This is a genomic window from Kitasatospora sp. NPDC042419, assembly GCF_056437345.1.
In genome coordinates this window covers 77,717-97,717 of the sequence record NZ_JBWKAW010000016.1, presented here as the reverse complement: position 1 = coordinate 97,717, position 20,001 = coordinate 77,717, and the positions used below count along the sequence as shown (strand labels likewise).

Sequence of the window (20,001 nt, the reverse complement as noted above, 5' to 3'; positions counted from 1 at the left end):
CACCGACACCGCCAGGGACTCATCGACCCCCTCGGCTCGACCATTTCACCGCGGCCCTGCGTGAGCCGTGCGGCACTGCCACGCCGTGATCCTCGGACGGGCGCACGGATCCGACGATCGATTGGAGACGCCCGCATGCGGAGAGCCTGTTCGGCTCCGCCGGCCGGCCGGGCCCGGGGGCCTCTGGTCGAGGCGGCCCGGACCACCGGAGGCGTCGCGTCGACGGACTGCCGCGCGGAGGAGCGGCGGAGTCCGGTCCGCGGCCGCCTCCCCGGCCGGTCCACGGTGGCGCGACGGGCCGGTCGGAGCCGCCTCCCAGGACACCACGCCGGACACCACACCGGACCCAATTGTCAATTGTCGTACCGAATCTGACGATCAGACGGAGAACTCCACACCATGCAACGAGTCTGCCTCGCCCTGCCCACCATGCGTTCCTGCCCCGGCACCATCGTGGACCTCGCCGAGGAGGCGGCCTACGCCGTCGAGCACTTCGGGGTCGAGGTGCACCTCCTCGTCCTCGACAGCACCGACCGAACCGACGCCGCCGGATTCGCGAAGAACGCGGACGCCGTGGCCTCGCTGGCCCCCGCTCCCGGCGTCTTCGTCCACCACCTCGGCGAGGCGCAGCAGCGGGTGTTCCTGCGCCGGGCGGCCGAACGGTCGGGCGCCCCCGACCCCGAACTGCTGCTCGACCTGATGCTCCCGCAGGACGTCGCGTACGGCTCGTGCGTCAACCGGATCTTCCTGGGCGCGGCCGCCCTGGGCTGCACCTCGGCGCACCTGCGCAACGACGACGCCGACTTCCAGGTCCTCGACGGCCGGAAGGTCTTCCCGATCCACCACGAGCTGCTCTCGATCGGCAAGCCGGCCGGCGAGGCGGTGGCCGGCGTGACCCGCTCGGAGCTCGACCCGGCCGACGCCGACAAGCCGGTGATGCTGGTCAGCGGCTCCTTCACCGGCGAACTCAACGTGGACATCGGCGAGATCCGCGAGATCGACCCGGACGTCTACCGCGACGTGGTGCGCCTGTGGACCCCGCCGGTGTGGCCGGACGAGGACAGGGACGCGATGGTGGACGTCTCCTTCAAGGGCACCGGCACCGAGCCGTTCACCGCCGACGAGTCCGTCCTCGGCGTGCCCGACATCTGGGACGTCTTCATGTGCAACGTCGCCCTGGACCACCGGGCCTACGAGGTGCTGCCGCTGCTGCCCTCGATCAGGACCCTCGGCTGCGACTACGTCCTGCTGCACGCCCTGGTGCACTCCCGGCTGCCCGGGGTCGTCCACAACCGTCACATCGTCAACTACTACACGCCCGAGCGCCGCACCGGCGACGGCTTCGTCTCCTACCAGATGGGGTTCGTCAAGCTCCTGCTCTCGATGCTGTACCTCTACCCGGTCTACGGCGGGATGATCGACCTCGGCCGCGGGCTGCTGGACGAACGGCACGGGCTGAGGATCGAGCCGGTCCTCGACCTGGCACGGGCGAGCGTCGACTGGGACCGGGCCGGGAACGAGCACTGCCTGGACGTCCTGGACAGCTCCTACCGCAAGCTGGGCGGCAAGTACGCCGAGCTCGCGGACGTGGTGGCCGGGCGGCGGCAGCAGCTCCTGGACGAGGCCCAGGAGGACGCCGAGCGCTGGGTGGTGCTGATGGAGGCCTGGGCGGGCATGGCGGCCGCCGCCCGTGCGGAGGGGCTCCACCCCGCGGCGGACGGGGCGACCGGATGAGCGAGGACTTCCTGATCCGGCAGCTGACCGACGACGACTGGGACGCCGTGGTCGCGCTGGAGCACGACGCCTACGCGGCCGACGGCCTGTCGGAGGGCCGGGAGGCACTGCAGTCCCGCGCCCTCGGCTCGCCGGAGACCTGCTTCGTGCTGGAGCAGCACGGCACGGTCCGCGGCTACCTGCTGAGCCTGCCGTACCCGCCGCTGCGCTGCCCGGACCTCGACCGGGCGGAGGACGCCGTGTTCGAGTCGGGCAACCTGCACGTGCACGACCTGGTGATCGCCGAGGACCTGCGCGGCCGGAAGGTCGCGCTGGAGTTCATGCGGTACTTCCGGGCGCGGGCCGAGGAGATGGGCTTCGAGCGGATCTCGATGGTCGCGGTGCGCGGGGCGGACATCCTGCTGCGGATCATCGGCTACCGCTCGCACCGGGAGGTGGCCGTCCCCGCGTCCTACGGGCGGCGCGCGGTCTACATGTCGATGGCGGTGCACTGACCCGCCGGACCGTCCGGGGCACCCGGCGCGAGGCCGCGCCCGGTGTCCCGCACCGCGACACCCTCGAAGGTCCGCCCGCCGTGCCGTTCCCGGCGCGAGCTGCCTTCGGGGGTGTCGTCGGTACCGCCGCCGGGCGGACGGCGCCCCGTACCGCGGTGAGGCGCTCGCCCCGGGCACCGGTCACGGACCCCGTCCCATGACGCCCGCGAGCGGACGCGCCGCACGCCCGGCCTTCGCGCCCTGAAGGTGAAGTCGGCACGCTGACCTGTGAGTTCAACACCGTTCGCAAGGTCCGGGCAAGCCTCGGCTGCGACATTCGGATCGGCCACACCGGCCGGGGAACGCGTTCGCGGTCCCCGGCCGGCGCGCATCGAGGCGCCCGGGTGGCCGTCCGTCACACCGCAGGAGGAAATCGTGCAGAACGCCTTCACCGTCCAGGACGACATCGACGTCATGCAGCTGCTCGGGGGCTTCGAGGCCTACGCCCAGGCGTCCGAGCTGGAGCTCGACGCGTCGGTCGACGCGCCCGCGCTCAGCCCGGTGTTCATCAGCGTGGCGACGATCAAGTTCTCGGTGGCCTCGGTGACCGTCACGATCGCCAACGGCTGCTGACGGCTGCCGGCGACCGCTGACGGCAGTCGTACAACGGCGGCCCTGGGCGCGGGCGTTGCGCCCAGGGCCGCCCACCGCACAGTACCCCTTCCCGACCGCGCCGCGGTGCGGCCGCGCTGCCGCACCGCGGCGCGGTCGGGACCTACTCCCCAGGGTGGCCCGATGAACCGCCATGTCTCCGTCCTCGTCCCCTTCGTGCCCGCTCGGGCCGAGCAGGTCGTGCCGTTCGCCGCGTTCGTCCAGTGGCGGGGGGCCACGGCGCTCTGGCAGGGACAGGGCATGACCACCGAACAGCACCAGGTCTTCACGCAGGTGTGCGGGCTCGGCACCCGCGTCCCGTTCGGCGTCGGTGTCTCGCTCATGCCACTGCGCCATCCCGCGCAGGCGGCACTGGAGGCCCGCACCTTGGCCTCCGCGTCGGGGCACCCCGTGACGGCCGCGTTCGGGCCGGGCGCACCGGACTTCCAGCGAGCTCTGCTCGGCTCCGCGTACCCGAGTCCGCTGACGGCCGCACGCGAGTACCTGGCGATCGTCCGGGCCCTGCTGACCACGGGCGAGGCCGACCTGGGCGGCACCTACTTCTCCTACCGCGGCCGGCTCCCCCGGCTGCCCACGCCTCCGGTCCGCCTGGGCCTCGGCGCTCTGCGGCCGGGGATGGCCCGGCTGGCCGGGGAGGTCGCGGACGTGACCGTCAGCTGGCTCACGCCGCCGGACTACCTGCGCGACGTCCTGCTCCCCGCGGTCCGCGAGGGTGCCGACAAGGCCGGCCGGCCCGCGCCGCGGATCGTCACCGTGGTGCCCACCGCGCTGGAACGGGCGGGACGGGACACCACCGCGCTGCTTGCCGGGGGCAGCGAGCTGCACCTCCGGGCCCCCCACTACCGGGCGATGCTGGACCGGGCCGGGGTGCCGGTCGACCCCGGCCGGCCCCGGGAGAGCGTCCGCGCGGCCGTCGAAGCCCGCGCCATGGCGACCGGGAGCACGGAGCGGATCGCCGAGACGGTGGCCGCGTACCACGACGCCGGAGTGGACGAGGTGGTGCTGAACTGCACCGGCGTGGCCGGAGCCCTCGGCCCGGGCGCCGCCCTCGAAGACCTGGACGCCCTCTTCACCGGCACCGGATGGGGGGCGCGGTGAGCACGGCCACGGACCCGGTCCCGGCTCCGCCGCCCCTGGGGGTGGCTCGGCTCCTGCTCGTCGGGAGCGGCTCCACGGCCGCGGCCGACCTGCCGTTCTGGGGGGACTGGCTGCGCTACGCCTATCCCGGGCTCACGGTGCGCGCGGTGGTCACCCGCAGCGCCGAACGGTTCGTCACCCGGCAGGCGCTGGCGGGCCGGTTCGGCGGCGGGGCGCTCCTCGACGCCTGGCCCGACGAGCCGACCCCGCACGCCCGGCACGTGGAACTCGCGGCCTGGGCGCAGGCCATCGTGGTGTACCCGGCGACCTTCGGCTTCCTCGCCCGTCTCGCGCTCGGCCTGGCGGACAGCCCCGCCCTGCTGGCCGCCCAGTGCACCGACGTCCCGATCGGGGTCGCCCCGGCCCTGCCCCCCGGGGCGACGGCCGGAGTGCCCTACCGGACACACCTCGCCGCCCTGGAGGCGCGGCCGAACGTCGTGGTGGGAGCACCCGTCCTGGCCCGCAGCCAGACGACGGGCCGGCCGGGGGCCTGGGCGCCGCTGCCGCTGCACCGGCTGCTGGCACTCGTCGAGGCCCGGCGGGTGCTCCTGGCGGGCGGGGCCGGCAGCGAGGACGGGACCGGCCGGCGGGTGAAGGGCCGCCCCGTGAACGGGGAGGACACGGCCGGGGACGACGCCCCGGCGGCCCGGGGGGCGGATCGTGCCCGCTGAAGCCACCGGGTTCGGTACGGGCCTGCCGCGCACCACGGTGCGCCGCGCCGCGCACGGCCGCCGCCGGTCCCGTTCCCCCGGATCTCCTCGACACCTCCGGCCTTCACAGGTCCGACCGCTTCCCGGAAAGGAGCCCCCGTGCGCCCGTTGACCGGGACACCGGCAGGCCTCGGCAGGACGACGCTGCCGAACGGTCTCACCCTCCTCACCGACCTCCGGCCCGACCGGGCCACCGTCGGTGTCTGCGTGCACTACCGGGCGGGTTTCCGCTCCGACCCCTCGCACCGACCGGGCCTCGCCCACCTGGTGGAACACCTCATGTTCCAGGACGACCGGAGCCGGCCCGGCGGCGCCTACTTCGCCGCGCTGCACGCCGGCGGAGGCACGGCCGGCGCCACCACGCACCAGGACTACACGGACTACTTCCACGGTGTCCCCGCCGGCTCGCTCCCGCAGGCGCTGGCCGCGGAGGCCGACCGCATGCGGGCGCCCCGGTTCACGGCGGACGGCATCGCGCGGGAAGTGGGGGTGATCCAGCAGGAGGTGGACCTGTTCGACGGCAGGGGCCCGTGCCCCGGGTTCCCCTGGCCCCTGCTCGCCGGCGTCCTGTTCGACCTCCCGGCGAACACCCGGGACGGCTACGGCGACGCCCGCACGCTGGACGGCACCACCGTGGCGGAGTGCTCGGACTTCTTCGCCCGCCACTACGCGCCCGCCAACGCGGTGCTGACCCTGTCCGGTCCGCTCGACCCGGACGTCGCCGACCTGGTCGCGGACTGCTTCGGGGGGATTCCCGCCCGCGCCGTGCCTCCGCCGCCGGCCGTCGACGAGCCGCCGCCGGCCGCCGACCGCGTCGTCACCCGCGTGCCGCCCGGCCGCGGGCCGGCCGCCTTGGCGGTCGGGTACCGGCTCCCCCCGGTGCCGGGGGACCTGCGCGGCTACCTCGCCCATCTGCTGCTGGCGCGGGTGCTGTCCTCCCGCGAGGGCGGCGGCCCGCTCGGGCAGGACCGGGCGGCAGGTCCGGTCGCAACGACGGAACCGGCGGGAGGGCCGGGGCCCGCCGGGCCGGCTGCCCGGGCCGGGCTCTCCGGCTCGGGCAGCCGGACGGAACCAGCCGGGCCGGCTCCGGGGATCGACGACGCGCGGTGCGGGTTCTTCGCGCCGCTCGACACGACCGGTCCCGACGCCTTGGTCGTCGTCGCCCGCCGCCCGCACGGCGCACCGCCGCGGGAAGCACTCGCCCTCGTGGACCGGGCGCTCGCCTCCGTCGTGGACGGCGGCCCGAACGGCCTCGCCCTCGACGGCCTCGTCGAGCGCATCGCGCTGGAGCACCGCCGCGCGCACGATGCCCCGGCCGCCAGGGCCCGTGGCCTGGGGCGGTTCGAGACGCTCTTCGGCCGGGCCGAACTGCTCGACGAGCTGCCCGACCTGCTGCGGGCCGTGCCCGCGGCGGACGTCGTCTCGGCCGCCGCAGGGCTACTGGCCTCGCACCGGGCCGTCCTGCACGTCGAGCCGGCGCAGCCGAGCGGCGGCGTCGGCGGCGGCGGCGGCGTCCGAGGGGATGCGGGCCCGGAACGGCCCCGCGGTTCCCGGCCGCGCTCCGGGCCGACGCCGGCCGGCGCGGGGGCTGCCGACCGGGCAGGCCCGGAGGCGGGCACCGGCACGACCGGCGCGACCGACACGACCAGCTCGGCCGGCGCGACCGGCACGACTCCGGACCGGGGCACGGCGGCCACCGACACCGCGGTGCCTGCGGGACGGGCCGGACGGGACGGCCCCGGGAGGGGCTTCGCCCGGGTCGCCGCACTCCCCCGGCCGGCCCGGGACGCATCCGCGCTGTTCGGCGCGTTCAGCGAGGTGGTGCCCGCGCCGGACCGCCCCGGGGAGGCGCGGGTGGCCGCCGTCCGCGACACCGCCGCGCCACTGCTGGAAGTGCGGCTGTGCCTGACCCTTCGCGACGTCCATGACGCCGTCACCGCGGTCACGGTCGCGCACCTGCTCGCCCGGCGCTGGGCCGGGGACCCCCGGCTCGGCGGCGACTGCACGGCCTCGGTCGAGGGCGTGCGCGTCCACCTGACCGGGTGGCTCCCCGCGGCGACCCGGCGGTCCTGGCCGAACGCGCTGGCCCGGCTGGTGCACGCACCCGTCCGGCCGGCCGAGGCGAGGGACGGCGCGGGCCGGGGCGCGGCCGCGTTCCGCCGCGCCCTCCAGGATCCCGCCTGGGTGCTGGACCGGGCCGCGCTCCGGCTCCTGCACGGCCCGGCCACCACCCCGGCCGGCCTGCGGCCCGGTATCGAGGCACTGGTGGACCGGCCGCTCCCGTTCGTCTCCGCGACCCTCATCGCGGTCGGCGACCTCGACCCCGACCAAGTGACCGCGGAGGCCCACCCCGCCCTGACCCTGCCTCCCCCGGCGGCGGCCGGAGTCCGGACGGGCGCGGAGACCGGGGCGGTGCGGAGGGCGGCGTCCGGTGACGGCGCCCGATCGGGGCCGCCCGGTCCGGAGCTGCTGGTCGTCCGCCGACCGGGGCCCGCCTTCGCCCTGCTGTGCGCCCGGGAACCCGCCTCCCGCACCGGCCCCGCCGCCCGCTACCTGGCGGTGGCGCTCGTCGGCGGCCACCCCGGCGCGCGGCTGACCGCGGATCAGGGCCGGACCGGACCGATCCGGGCCGTGGCCGGACGGGACGGCCGGTTCGGGGTGCCCCGGGTCACCGTCGTCACCGCTGCCGGCCCGGAGAACACCGAGGGCGCCGTCACCCGGCTCGCCCGCGGGCCGGCCGGGCAGGGCGGGCGACGGGTGGTGCCCACGGCCGCGGAGATCGCCGCGGCCCGCGTGTTCTGCGCGGGCCAGCTCGCCCGGCTCGACACCTCGCACGCCCTGGCCGACCAACTCCTCGCCTGGAGCCTCCTCGGGCACTCCGCCGATGGGCTCGCCCACCTGCCGCGCGCGTTCGCGACCGTCTCCGACACGGAGGTGGCCGAGGCCGTACGGGACCTGTTCGACGTACCCGCCTTCTCCGGCGTCCTCTTCCGGAACACCCACGCAGACCCACCGCGGAGCACCCCATGACCCTCACCCCGACACCGGAACGGCCGCGACCCGCCCGGTTCGCGACCGTCGACCTCGACCGCGTGCCGCAGGTCGAGCAGCTACTGGACCGGCTCGGCCTCGGCCGCTACGACCGCTCCACCGTCGTCGCCCTGCCGGGCCGCAACGACACCTGGGCCGGGTCCACCAGCACGGGAGCAGCCGTCTTCGTCAAACGCCTCACCGGCCCGGAGGAGGACGTCCGGCAACGGCTCGACCGGGCCCTCGGCTACGAGCGGTTCAGCGTCCGCGCACCGGCCGGCCACCTGCGCGGCCCCCGGTTCCTCGGCCACGACGCCGATGCCGGGCTGATGGCGTTCGAGTACCTCGCCGACGCGCGCGGCGGGGACGTCCTGACCGACACCGGCCCCGGAGCCGAGGAGACCGCCCGGAACGCGGGTGCCGCGCTCGCCCGGCTGCACGGGGCCGCTGCCCCCGCCGGCGACGGCGCCGGGCTCGAAACCCGGTCTCCCGCGCTGCCGTCCGGCTACCTGCTGCGAGGCCTGCCGCTGCCCGTGTACGAGCGGGCGAGCGGCGCCGAACTCCAGGCGTGGCAGCTGCTGCAGAACGACGCGTCCGTGCTCGACGCGATCGACGCCCTGCTCGACGCCGAACGCACCGCGCCCCGGGGGCCGGCCCACTGCGATCTCCGCCTCGACCAGTTGCTCGTCACCGACGGGAGCCCGACCGGGCTCATGGCGGCCGACTGGGAGGAGTTCCGGCTCGCCGACCCGGCTCGCGACGTCGGAAGCCTGGCGGGCGAGTTCCTGTACCGATCGGTGACGGGCATCGTCAGCCCCGGTGCTCCCGGCTCCCCTTCGAACGGCTCGGGCGACACGGGCGGCTCGGGCGGCACGGGCGGCACGGGCGGCACGGACTGTGCGCAGTTCCCCGACACCGGTCTGACCCGGGACGACGTCCTGCGCCGGGGCGCCGAGGCCCTCGCCCGGCTCCGCCCCGTGGTTCGGGCGTTCTGGAGCGGGTACCGGGCCGAGCGGCCCGACGCCGACCCCCGCCTGGCCGAACGGGCCACCGCCTTCGCCGGATGGCACACGATCGACCGGCTCCTCGCAGCCGCGGCACGACGCAACCGTCTGCTCGGCATCGAGCGGGCCGCCGCCGGCGTGGGGCGCACCGCCCTGCTCGAACCGGCCCGCTTCGCCCCCGTCATCGGCCTCGGAGGACAGGTATGACCACGGAACTCGCCGAGCCGCTGGCCGCGCTGCTCGACACCGTCTCGCTCGCGCCGGACCGCACCTCCGCGACCGTCGGCGACCGGGCCCTCCGGGCAGCGACGCCCGCCGCGCTCGAACGCGAACTCGGCGTCGCCCTGTACGAGCTGTTCCACGCAGGCCGCGAGCACCGTTCCGGGCCCGCGCAGCTCGCTCTCCACGACGCCGACCTCTCCGACGCGCTGCGGCGAGCCGTGCCGCACCGTCATGTCGAACGCGAGGTCCCGCTCGCCCGGACGCTCGAACGGAACGAACGGTCCGCTGCGGACACACGGCCCGACGGGGGCGAACGGCCCGGCGCGGCCGAACGGCCGGAGCGTGCCGGGGATTCCGCCCCGGCCGGCGCACCGGTGCTCGTCTCGCTGGGGGGAGTGCGGGTACGGCTCCCCGCGACCGCCGTCGGGACCGCCCCGGCCCCCGGTACCGCCCGGGTGACGCTCGCGTCGTGCCGCCCCGCGCTCTCCCCGGGCTTCTTCTCCGTCCTCGGCTCCCGGGAACCGCACCCCGGCAAGCCCCTGCTCCGGGTCTACGCCCATCTCAGCGCCCCCTCGGCCGCCCCGTCGGCCTGGTCGACGGCACTGGACGTACTGGAGGGATCCGGAGCCGCGTACCGGGCCAAGGTCCTCGCCCTGCACTCGGAGTACCCACGCCGCGACGCCCTCGTCGTCTACCTGGGCGCGGGCTCGTGGAACGCCTGCCACGACCTGGCCACCGCCCTGCGCGGCCTGCCCGGCCTCGCCACCGACACCTCCGACTTCGCCCTCCGGCTCGCCCCCGGCGTCGCAGCGGCCTGGGAACCCGACGACGGGCGGCCCGGCATGCGGGACCTCAGTTTCGGCCAGCACCGGGCCACCGTCCTGGCCCGGGCCCTGATCACGACCGGCCCGGGCGGTGACGCGGCTTCCGTCCACCGCGAGGCGGCGACCGCCCTTCGGCTCGCCCGGATCGATCCCGCCGCCCCCTACCGCAACCCCGACTCCGCCCCCCTCCACAGCCACGATCGCTGAGGAGGAGCGGCCCCGGCCACCGGCCACCGGACCGTGGTCGCACCGCGGACCGATCATGAGCCGCTTCCAGGAGGGCGAGTACCCGTACCTGGCCGAGATCGCGACCGCCCACGTCCTGCGTCCGGGGTACTCCTACGGTGACGAGTTCGCCTTCGGACTCGACCTGATCCTCGACGGGCTCCAGCGGGCGGCCGGCGCGCCGGGACGCGACTGACCGAGCCTGCGTGCGCACCCGAAACCGCGCCGGGACCCGCTCCGGGACCAACGCCGACACTCGCGCCGACACCCGCCCCCGGAGCCGCACCGGAGCCGCGCCGGAGCCGCGCCGAGAGCCGGCTGCGCCACCCCGGACCCGAGAAACTCCCGCACCACGAGTCACAACGCACGTTTTCCTTCCCAGAAAACCCGTGCGGTCACCACCCGGCGGATGAAGCGCCAAATATCGACCACGCGTTTCACACATCACCCCCTTCTGATGGCCCCGATGCTCTAGATTGACTTTCGCTTCGCACAGTCGGACGCGGAGCGGCACAAGGTGATCCACAGGTCCGACGCCGCGGACGGCCGGCAGCCCCGTCCCCGGCGGAAGACCTGGAGGTGATCAATTCCTGACGCCCGAGCGGGGGCCTTGACCATGGCGGGCAACCGTCGAAGGTTTCCCGTACACCTCGGTACTCCGGCGGGATATTCGCAGCTGCCGGCGCCCGGGCGGGACGTTCACGTAGCACCGCATTGGGCGGTTCGCCATTCGGGGGGAGGCGGGGCCTCCCGGAGGCGGGAACAGCGCGGCACGGGAGGCGGGGCCTCCCGAGGGGAGGAACGGTACGGGAGGTGAGAGCCTCCCGGGGGGAGGAACCGTGTGGAGCGAACACGTCGAACCCACTGCCGACCTGGAGGGGGCCATGGAGCAGGGGGAGGGAGAATTAATCAGCCCGTTTCTACCGGCGCGGGGGCGCCGGATGAACGGGAGAATCAGCCGTCCCGAGAGTGACTGGGAGCAGCAGTACCGCCGTGCCGTGATCATCAGCGATACGGTGGCCACCGCCTTCGTGGTGGCGGCGATAGGCCGATTCTTCGGAGTTCGGGACGCGGCCAACTGGCACGAGAAATGGGGAATTCTCGCCTTCTGCACCGAGCTGCTGGTGATGGGGTCGCTCGCGACGACCCGGTCGTGGGCTCCGGCCGTACTCGGTCAGGGCGCCGAGGAATTCCGCCGGCTCGGACGCTCGCTTTTCATGGCCGCCGTCGTGCTGGCGCTCGGCGGGATAGCGCTCACCTCGCACAACATCAAGCTCTGGATCTTCGTCGCGATCCCCGCGATCACGCTCTTCACCATGACCGAGCGGTATCTGCTGCGCCTCTGGCTGCACAAACAGCGGAAGGAAGGACGGTGCCTGCGCCCGGTGCTCGCCGCCGGGAGCCCGGCCACCCTGAGGGACCTGATCGCCCGGACCCGCAAGTTCCCGCACCTCGGCTGGCGGGTGGAGGCGGTGTGCACGCCGTACGGTCTCGGCCACAACCGTGACCGGCTGGACGAAGTGCCGGTCGTCGGCCGGCTGACGGACGTCGCCAACCACGTCCGCCGCGACGGCTACCGCGTCGTCGCGGTCACGCCGGACCCGCACTGGTCACCGGACCGGCTGCAGCGGCTGGCCTGGAACCTCGAAGGCGGCGAGGCCGAGATGGTCGTGGCCCCCGTGCTGATGGAGGTGGCCGGCCCGCGGCTGCACGTCGACGCGGTGCTCGGGATACCGATGCTGCGGGTCAGCATGCCGACCTTCACCGGGGGCCGCCGGGCGGTCAAGGAGGTCGTGGACCGGCTGGGCGCCACCGCCCTGCTGATCCTGTTCGCGCCGCTGATGCTGCTCGTCGGACTGCTCGTGCTGATGGACAGTCCGGGCGGGGCGTTCTACCGGCAGCACAGGGTCGGCAAGGACGGCCGGGAGTTCACGCTGTACAAGTTCCGCACCATGGTCGCCGGCGCCGACCGGGCGCGGGCCGAGCTGGCCGACCGCAACGAGGGCGCCGGCCTGCTGTTCAAGCTCCGCCGGGATCCGCGGGTCACCCGGGTGGGAGGGGTGCTGCGCCGGTACTCGATCGACGAGCTCCCGCAGCTCCTCAACGTGGTCACCGGCTCGATGTCGCTGGTCGGTCCGCGGCCTCCGCTGCCGGAGGAGTGCGCCGCGTACGGCCCGGACATCCGGCGGCGGCTGCTCGTCAAGCCCGGGCTCACCGGCCTGTGGCAGATCAGCGGACGCAGCGACCTGCCGTGGGAGGAGGCGGTCCGGCTGGACCTTCGGTACGTGGAGGACTGGTCGCTCGCCCTGGACGCGGTGATTCTCTGGAAGACGCTGCGCGCGGTGCTTCACGGCCAGGGGGCCTACTGATGTGTGGGGGGCGTCGACCGATCGACGCGCGGACGGCCGGCCGACAGGGCCTGCCCGAGGGGAGGAACGGGTCATGAGGGTCAGTGTCCTGGGGCTCGGCTACGTGGGCTGCGTGTCGGCCGCGTGCCTGGCCAGCCTGGGCCACGAGGTCATCGGGGTGGACGTGAACCGGGTCAAGGTCGACCTGGTGAACGACGGCAAGGCCCCGGTGGTCGAGGAGCGGATCGGCGAGATGATCGCGGAGGTCGTGCGGGCCGGCAGGTTGCGGGCCACCGACGACGTCCGCGAGGCGATCCTGGGCAGCGACGTGTCACTGGTCTGCGTGGGCACGCCGTCGGAGCCCAACGGCAGCCTGTGCACGACGTACCTGGAGCGGGTCACCGAGCAGATCGGTGCCGCGGTGGCCGAGCGGGGCGGGCGGCAGACCGTCGTGTTCCGCAGCACCATGCTGCCGGGCACCTGTCTGAACCTGCTGGTGCCGATCCTGGAGAAGTACGCCGGCGGCACGGCCGGGGTGGACTTCGGGGTCGCGGTCAACCCGGAGTTCCTGCGCGAGGGCACGAGCGTGCGGGACTTCTTCGACCCGCCGAAGACGGTCATCGGCGAACTCGACCCGGCGAGCGGCGACGTCGTCGCGGCGCTGTACGACGGACTGCCCGGCGAGGTGTTCCGGGTGCCGGTCCCGACGGCCGAGGCGATCAAGTACGCGGACAACGCGTTCCACGGCCTCAAGATCGGCTTCGCGAACGAGCTGGGCGCGGTGTGCCGGGCGCTCGGGGTGGACTCGCACCAGGTGATCGACGTGTTCCTGGCCGACCGCAAGCTCAACATCAGCCCCGCCTACCTGCGGCCCGGCTTCGCCTTCGGCGGCTCCTGCCTGCCCAAGGACCTGCGCAGCCTGGTCCACGCGGCGCGGCAGGCCGACGTCGCGGTGCCCATCCTCTCCCACGTGCTGCCCTCCAACCACGAACACCTGCAGCGCGCGGTGGAGTTGGTCGAGCGCACCGGCAAGCGGCGGGTGGGCCTGTTCGGCCTGTCCTTCAAGCCCGGTACCGACGACCTCCGCGAGAGCCCGCTCGTCGAGCTGGCGGAGCGGCTCTTCGGCAAGGGCTACGACCTGCGGATCTACGACCCCAACGTGAACCTCTCCCGGCTGCTCGGCGCGAACCGCGAGTACATCGAGACCAGGCTGCCGCACCTCGCGCAGCTGCTCGCGGACTCCGTCGACGAGGTGCTCGACCACGCCGAGGTGTGCGTGGTCGGGACCAGGGACCCGGACGTCCTGTCGGCGTTGCCGCACGGCGACGGCCCGGTGGTCGTCGACCTCGTCCACCTCCCCGACGCCGAGGCGCGCCGGGCCGAACCGGGGTACGTGGGCCTTGCCTGGTGACGCGACGGGCGGCGACGGGCGGGGACGTCGCGCGCTGATCCTGGTGGAGAACCTGTCGGTGCCGTTCGACCGGCGGGTGTGGCAGGAGTGCACGACGCTCCGCGACGCGGGCTGGACGGTGGACGTCATCTGCCCGCAGGGAAGCAAGCGGGACACGGAACCGGAGGCGGTGATCGACGGGGTGCGGATCCACCGCTACCCGTTGCGCGCGGCCACCGGGGGGCCGGCCGGCTACCTGCGGGAGTACGGATCGGCGCTGTGGCACACGGCCCGGCTGGCCCGCAGGGTCGGCCCGGTCGACGTGGTCCACGCCTGCAATCCGCCCGACCTGCTGTTCCTGCCGGCCCTGTGGCTGAAGCGGCGCGGCGCCCGGTTCGTGTTCGACCAGCACGACCTGGTGCCCGAGCTGTACCTCTCCCGGTTCGACCGCGGCGAGGACCTGCTCTACCGCGGCGTGTGCGCGCTGGAACGGATGACCTACCGGGCCGCGGACGTCGTGCTCGCCACGAACGAGAGCTACCGGGACGTCGCGCTGCGCCGCGGCGGCCGGCGCCCGGACGACGTCTTCGTGGTGCGCAGCGCGCCCGACACCGAGCGGTTCCGGCCGGTTCCGCCGGAGCCGGAGCTGAAGCGCGGCAAGCCCCATCTGCTGTGCTACCTCGGCGTGATGGGGCCGCAGGACGGCGTCGACTACGCGCTGCGGGCGCTCGCGAAGCTGCGCGACGAGTGCGGGCGGACCGACTGGCACGCGGTGTTCGTCGGCGGCGGCGACACCTTCGACGCGATGGTGGAGCTGTCCCGGCGGCTCGGGCTCTCGGAGCAGGTGGAGTTCACCGGGCGCGTCCCGGACGCCGACCTGGTGCGGTACCTGTCCACCGCGGACGTGTGCCTCTCCCCCGACCCGCGCAATCCGCTCAACGACGTGTCGACCATGAACAAGGTCCTGGAGTACATGGTGATGGGCCGGCCGATCGTCTCGTTCGACCTCCGGGAGGCGCGGGTCTCCGCCGGTGACGCCGCCGTCTACGCGCCGGCGAACGACGAGGCCCGGTTCGCCGAACTCGTCGCGGAGCTGCTGGACGACCCGGAGAAGCGGGCCCTGATGGGCAAGGTCGGCCAGGAGCGGATCAACGGGCCGCTCGCCTGGCGGAACTCCCAGCGCTCGCTGCTCGCCGCCTACGCCGCCGCCTGCCGTGACCGCGCCCCGGCGTCGGCGGGCGGCCCGGGCCGGGCCGGGAAGAGGCCGCGCCGTTGAGCGACGAAGCGATACGCCTGGTCACGATCGGTCGGATCCTCCGACGGCGCTGGCGGCTCCTCGCCGTCCTCGCCGTGGTGGGTGCGCTGGTCGGCTACGGCGGTTCCCTGCTGTTCCCGCCGCGCTACACGACCTCGGCCTCGGTCCTGCTGCCGGGGGCGTGGCAGGAGCGCGAGCTGATGACGCAGGCGCAGATCGCGACCAGTTCGGTGGTGCTCGACCGGGTGGCCGCCGAGCTGGCGCGGTCCGGGGGCGGCGGGGCGCCCGGGGTCGGCGAGCTGCGGGAGCGGGTGGCCGCCGCGGCGGCCGACGGGAACATCATCAAGATCTCGGGGACGGGCGACACCCCGGAGCAGGCGCAGCGGCTCTCCGACCTGGTGGCCCAGCAGTTCGTGGCGTTCGCCGCGCGGCTCTCGGGCGACGGCACCGAGCCGGAGGCGACGCAGCCGCAGGCGCTGCGGGAGCTGGTGGCGCAGGCCAGCCGCCGCATCACGGACCTGGCCGACGCGGCCGATCCGGGGCAGACCGTGGAGAGCGTGCAGACCCGCACCGAGCTGGCGAAGCTGCGCACCGCGCTGCAGGAGGCCGTCAACAAGCTGGACCAGGTCGACCCGGCGGCCGGCAAGGCCGACATGGTCGTCATGGGGGCGGCGGCCCGGCCGACCTCCGAGGCGCCGCCGACGGCGACGCAGCTCGTCGTCGGCGGGGCGCTGCTGTTCCTCCTGTCGGGGGTCGTCGGCCACCTCGGCGCGGCCCGGGTGAGCCGCCGGCTGCGCACCGGACCGGAGATCGCCGCGGTGCTGGGCTCGGCGTTCCTCGGCACCGTCGACGTGTCCGGTGACCGGTCCGCGCGGCGGACGGCGGACGGTGGCCCGCGGGCCCGGGTCCGCCGGCTGCTGGGGACCGACGTCCGGTGGGACCTGCCGAGTCCGCACGCCTCCGGCGACGAGGCCAGCCGGCAGGTCCGCTACCGGCGGGTGTGCGCCCGCCTGCGCGAGCAACTCCCTTCACCGCGAAGGCTGCTGGTCGTCGTCCCGGACGGTGACGAGCCGGCCCGGCGGGCCGCCGGGCAGCTCGTCGCCGAGGCGGGGGGCGATCCGCTGCTGCGGGTGGTGGGGGTGCCGGTGGCGCGGCCGCTGGTGCCGGACCGCGGGGAGGAGTCCGGTGCCCTGGTCCTCCTCAGCGCGGGCACCTGGACCGACGGGGAGCTCGCCGGCATCGCCGAGGCGTGTGCGGACGCGGAGCACGAGGTCGTCGGCACCGTCGTCGCCGCGGCGGTCCGGGCCCGTTCGAAGCAGTCCGCCGGCCGTCGTCCGGAGGGTGCCGTGCCGGTGCTCGTGGGCGCCGAGGACACGGGGAGTGGCTCGGGGTGACGACCAGTACGACGTCGGAGCCGTCGGCGGCCGCTCCCCTGGTGGACCTGCAGTCGCTGGTGGTCGCGGTGCGCAGGCGGCGGCGCTTCTGGTGCCTGCTGGCGCTGCTGGGGCTGCTGGCCGGTTCGGCGGCGGCGGTGCTGCGGCCGGCGCCGCCGAGCGCGGTGACCACCGTCCTGGTCGCGCACCAGGCGGACCAGCCGAACGACCCCGGAACGCTGATCCGCACGGACGCCGCCCTGCTGAAGACGGTGGGGATCGCCGGCGCGGCCCTGAAGGCCCTCGGGTCCTCGGAACGGCCGGAGGACTTCCTGCTGGAGTACGGGGCCATCGGCCTGACCAACAACCTGCTGCAGGTCACCGTGACGGGCAGCAGCGAGGAGGAGGCGGTGGCGCGGGCCAAGGCACTGGCCGACGCGTTCGTCGCGGACCACGTGCGGCGGATCGAGGAGACCGCGGACGCCGAGGCGAAGTCCCTGCTCGCCCAGCGCGACCGGATGCAGGAGGAGCTCACCCAGGTCAACAAGGAGATCGGGGACGCGCCGCAGCAGAGCGGGCCGAAGGCATCCGCGAAGCTGGAGGCGCTGTACGCCAGCCGGGCCGAACTCACTTCGCGGATCGCCGACTTCAGCCGGCGCGCCGCGGAGGCTCACGTCGGCACGCCACGGCTCGTCGCCGGCACGCAGATCGTGGACGCCCCGCACGCGGTGCGGCTGTCCCTGGTCACGACGGCCGCCACCGACGCCGCGATCGGACTCGTCCTCGGTCTCGTCGTCGGGCTCACGGTGGCCGCGATCGGCTCGGTGGTGGCGGACCGCCCGGTGCTGCGCCGGGACATCGCGGCGAACCTCGGCGCCTCGGTCGTCGCGGAGCTGCGGCCGGTGCCCCGGCGGCCGGTCGGGCGGTGGCAGTTCGGCCGGACCCGGGCGGCGCGGGCCAGGCTCACCACGACCCTGGTGCGCACCGTGCGCGGCTCCGCGGACGCGGTGTCGCTGCTGGACCTGGGCTGTGCGCGCACGACGAGCGCGATCGCCCTGGACCTCGCCGCGGCGCTGGCGGAGGAGGGGCCGGTGGTCGTCGTCGACGGCCTGCCCGGCCCGCAGCTCGACAGGAGCCGCCCGAAGCAGGGCGGCCCGACCGTGGTCCGCGGCGAGCGGGCCGCGGACGTGACGGCCCAGGAGCGCCGGATCGGCGTCGGCTCGGTGGCACCCGGCACGGCGTGGACCGACCTGCAGTACCTGGGCGCGCGGACCGTGCTCGTGGTGCGGGCCGGGCACGGCAGCGCCGCGTGGCTGCACACCGTGGCGCGGCAGCTCGCCGACCAGCGCATCGCGGTGATCGGCGTGGTGCTGGTCGACCCGGATCCGCGCGACCGGACCGACGGAACGCTGTGGGAGGGGCCGCGCACCGCGACGCGCGGCCGGTACGAGCGGCCGGCCCGGCACACCGGAACGGGCCGGCGGCGGACGGGACTGACGACGATGTGGACCGCGAGGGTCCCGGACAGTGACCAGGAGGTGCGGTAGGACATGTGTGGCATCGCGGGTACGTACCGATGGCCGGACGGGAAGGTCGTGACCGACCTGCTCACCGAGACCCTCGCCCACCGCGGTCCCGACGGGGCGGGCCGGTACGGCCACCCCGTCGGTGACGGCGAAGTGCACCTGGGGCACCGGCGGCTGGCCATCGTCGACCTGTCGGAGACGGGCGCCCAGCCGATGGTCTCGGACGGCCTCGTCCTGACGTACAACGGCGAGCTGTACAACGCGCCCGAGCTGCGTGCCGAACTGGCGGCGGCCGGGGTGCGGTTCCGCGGCACCTCCGACACGGAGGTGCTGCTGGAGGCCTGGCGGCGCTGGGGCACGGACTGCCTGCCCCGGCTGCGCGGCATGTTCGCGTTCGGGGTGTTCGACGAGCGGACCGGCGAGCTGGTGCTCGCCCGCGACCAGCTCGGCATCAAGCCGCTGTTCCTGCTCCGGCGGGGCGGGGGCCTGGTGTTCGCCTCCGAGCTCAAGGCGCTGGCCGCCGCCACCGGCGGGTCGCTGGAGGTGGACCCGGGGGCGATGGTGGCCTCGCTGCTGTACTACTGGGTGCCGGACTCGCGGTGCGCGTTCCGCGAGGCGGAGAAGCTGCCGCCGGGGAGCTGGCTCCGCTGCCGGCCCGACGGCCGGGTGGACCGCGGCCGGTTCTGGCACCTGCGGGACGTCGCCGCCGAGGGCCGGGAGCGGGCCCTCGCCGGGGAGCTGCCGGACATCGCGGCGATCGTCGAGGAGTCGACCCGGCGCCACCTGCTCTCGGACGTGCCCGTGGCGACCTTCCTCTCCGGCGGGCTGGACTCCAGCTACCTGACCGCGCTGGCGGCCCGCGACCGACCCGGGATCTCCGCCTACACGATCGGGTTCCGCGCCGAGGACGCCCGGTTCGAGGCGATGCCGGACGACCTGCGCTACGCCCGGCAGGTGGCCGAGCAGTTCGGCGTCGACCTGCACGAGATCGAGATCGCCCCGGACGTGCTCGACCTGCTGCCGCGGATGACGTACCACCTGGACGAGCCGATCGGCGACCCCGCCGCGATCAACACCTTCCTGATCTGCTCGGCCGCCCGGGAGGCCGGGGTCAAGGTGATGCTCTCGGGGATGGGCGCCGACGAGCTGTTCGCCGGCTACCGCAAGCACCTGGCCAACCGGCTCGCGCTGCGCTACCAGCGCGTCCCGCGGCCCCTGCGGCGCGGCCTGTCCGCGGCCGTGGACCGGCTGCCGGTCGCCACCGCCAGCCGGGGGTTCCGGTCGGTGCGGTTCGCGAAGCGGTTCCTCTCCTTCGCCGATCTGCCGGAGGAGACCGCGTTCCGGCGCAGCTACACCATGTACGACCGGGACGAGCTGCTGGCCCTGCTGGACCCGGACCTGGCCGGGACCGTCGACGACGTGCTGACCGAGCACGCGGACACCTACCAGGACAACGACCTCGACGACTTCGTCAACCGCATGTGCCTGGGGGACGCCCGGATGTTCCTGCCGGGCCTGAACCTCGCGTACACGGACCGGTCGAGCATGGCCGCGTCGACCGAGGTGCGGGTGCCGTACGTGGACGTCGAGGTGGTGCGGGCGGCGTTCGCGGTGCCCGGCGACCGCAAGATCGTGGGACGGCAGGGGAAGGCCGTCCTCAAGGAGGCGGCCACCTCGGTCCTGCCCCGGGAGATCGTGTACCGGCCCAAGGGCCTGTTCAGCGCCCCGCTGCGGGCCTGGATGAGCCGGGACCTGGCACCGCTGGTGCGCGAGGTGGTGAACGACGGCGTGCTCGTCGGTTCCGGGTTCCTGCGCCGCGACGCGCTGGCGCGGCTCGTCGCCGCGGACGCCGCCGGGCAGCAGGACTACTCCAAGCACCTGTGGCACGTGCTGACCCTGGAGTACTGGTACCGCGGCGCGACCTCCGGCTCCGGCCACGGCACCCGCCCGACGGCGTAGCACCCGCCCGACGGCTCAACACCCACCCGACGGCACAGCACCCACCCAACGGCACAGCACCCACTCGACCGCTCAACACCCACCCGACGGCGCAGCACCCACTCGACCGCTCAGCACTC

15 protein-coding genes are annotated in these 20,001 nt (G+C 74.8%); all 15 read left to right on the top strand.

Annotated elements, in window-relative coordinates; translation table 11 throughout:
• Nucleotides 1-399: 399 nt before the first annotated feature.
• The 15 genes from AC067J_RS26840 to asnB all read left to right on the top strand — a co-directional run bounded on the left by AC067J_RS26840 (nucleotide 400) and on the right by asnB (nucleotide 19,882).
• Complete coding sequence (locus AC067J_RS26840) at nucleotides 400-1,734, top strand: DUF6271 family protein (RefSeq protein ID WP_478303321.1); 1,335 nt, start codon at nucleotides 400-402, stop codon at nucleotides 1,732-1,734.
• Nucleotides 1,731-2,228, top strand: coding sequence for a GNAT family N-acetyltransferase (locus tag AC067J_RS26835; RefSeq protein WP_478303319.1), 498 nt, complete (start codon nucleotides 1,731-1,733; stop codon nucleotides 2,226-2,228). Before AC067J_RS26840 ends, AC067J_RS26835 begins: the two co-directional genes overlap by 4 nt.
• Nucleotides 2,229-2,642: 414 nt before the next feature.
• Nucleotides 2,643-2,840, top strand: coding sequence for a hypothetical protein (locus AC067J_RS26830; RefSeq protein ID WP_478303317.1), 198 nt, complete (start codon nucleotides 2,643-2,645; stop codon nucleotides 2,838-2,840).
• A gap of 162 nt (nucleotides 2,841-3,002) precedes the next feature.
• The gene (locus tag AC067J_RS26825) at nucleotides 3,003-3,977 is read left to right on the top strand and encodes an LLM class flavin-dependent oxidoreductase (protein WP_478303315.1); all 975 of its coding nucleotides are present in this window, start codon (nucleotides 3,003-3,005) and stop codon (nucleotides 3,975-3,977) included.
• Nucleotides 3,974-4,687, top strand: a complete 714-nt coding sequence (locus tag AC067J_RS26820) for a flavoprotein (RefSeq protein WP_478303313.1) — start codon at nucleotides 3,974-3,976, stop codon at nucleotides 4,685-4,687. The genes AC067J_RS26825 and AC067J_RS26820 overlap by 4 nt, the downstream gene beginning before the upstream one ends.
• A 138-nt stretch (nucleotides 4,688-4,825) precedes the next feature.
• Entirely contained in the window at nucleotides 4,826-7,756 is a 2,931-nt protein-coding gene (locus AC067J_RS26815) for an insulinase family protein (protein WP_478303311.1), read from the top strand.
• Complete coding sequence (gene lxmK / locus AC067J_RS26810) at nucleotides 7,753-8,967, top strand: class V lanthionine synthetase subunit LxmK (RefSeq protein WP_478303309.1); 1,215 nt, start codon at nucleotides 7,753-7,755, stop codon at nucleotides 8,965-8,967. The genes AC067J_RS26815 and lxmK overlap by 4 nt, the downstream gene beginning before the upstream one ends.
• The gene (locus AC067J_RS26805; protein WP_478303307.1) at nucleotides 8,964-10,013 is read left to right on the top strand and encodes a T3SS effector HopA1 family protein; all 1,050 of its coding nucleotides are present in this window, start codon (nucleotides 8,964-8,966) and stop codon (nucleotides 10,011-10,013) included. The genes lxmK and AC067J_RS26805 overlap by 4 nt, the downstream gene beginning before the upstream one ends.
• Nucleotides 10,014-10,068: 55 nt before the next feature.
• On the top strand, nucleotides 10,069-10,227 hold the full coding sequence (locus AC067J_RS26800) for a hypothetical protein (protein WP_478303306.1): 159 nt from the start codon (nucleotides 10,069-10,071) through the stop codon (nucleotides 10,225-10,227).
• Nucleotides 10,228-10,915: 688 nt separating this feature from the next.
• Complete coding sequence (locus AC067J_RS26795) at nucleotides 10,916-12,400, top strand: sugar transferase (RefSeq protein WP_478303504.1); 1,485 nt, start codon at nucleotides 10,916-10,918, stop codon at nucleotides 12,398-12,400.
• Between the two features lie 73 nt (nucleotides 12,401-12,473).
• Complete coding sequence (locus AC067J_RS26790; RefSeq protein WP_478303304.1) at nucleotides 12,474-13,790, top strand: nucleotide sugar dehydrogenase; 1,317 nt, start codon at nucleotides 12,474-12,476, stop codon at nucleotides 13,788-13,790.
• Nucleotides 13,780-15,045 (top strand): glycosyltransferase family 4 protein, encoded by a 1,266-nt coding sequence (locus AC067J_RS26785; RefSeq protein WP_478303303.1) that lies wholly within the window; start codon nucleotides 13,780-13,782, stop codon nucleotides 15,043-15,045. Before AC067J_RS26790 ends, AC067J_RS26785 begins: the two co-directional genes overlap by 11 nt.
• Nucleotides 15,042-16,418, top strand: a complete 1,377-nt coding sequence (locus AC067J_RS26780) for a Wzz/FepE/Etk N-terminal domain-containing protein (protein ID WP_478303301.1) — start codon at nucleotides 15,042-15,044, stop codon at nucleotides 16,416-16,418. Before AC067J_RS26785 ends, AC067J_RS26780 begins: the two co-directional genes overlap by 4 nt.
• The gene (locus AC067J_RS26775; protein WP_478303299.1) at nucleotides 16,415-17,944 is read left to right on the top strand and encodes a Wzz/FepE/Etk N-terminal domain-containing protein; all 1,530 of its coding nucleotides are present in this window, start codon (nucleotides 16,415-16,417) and stop codon (nucleotides 17,942-17,944) included. Before AC067J_RS26780 ends, AC067J_RS26775 begins: the two co-directional genes overlap by 4 nt.
• Nucleotides 17,945-17,947: 3 nt before the next feature.
• On the top strand, nucleotides 17,948-19,882 hold the full coding sequence (gene asnB / locus AC067J_RS26770) for an asparagine synthase (glutamine-hydrolyzing) (RefSeq protein WP_478303297.1): 1,935 nt from the start codon (nucleotides 17,948-17,950) through the stop codon (nucleotides 19,880-19,882).
• Nucleotides 19,883-20,001: the final 119 nt, after the last annotated feature.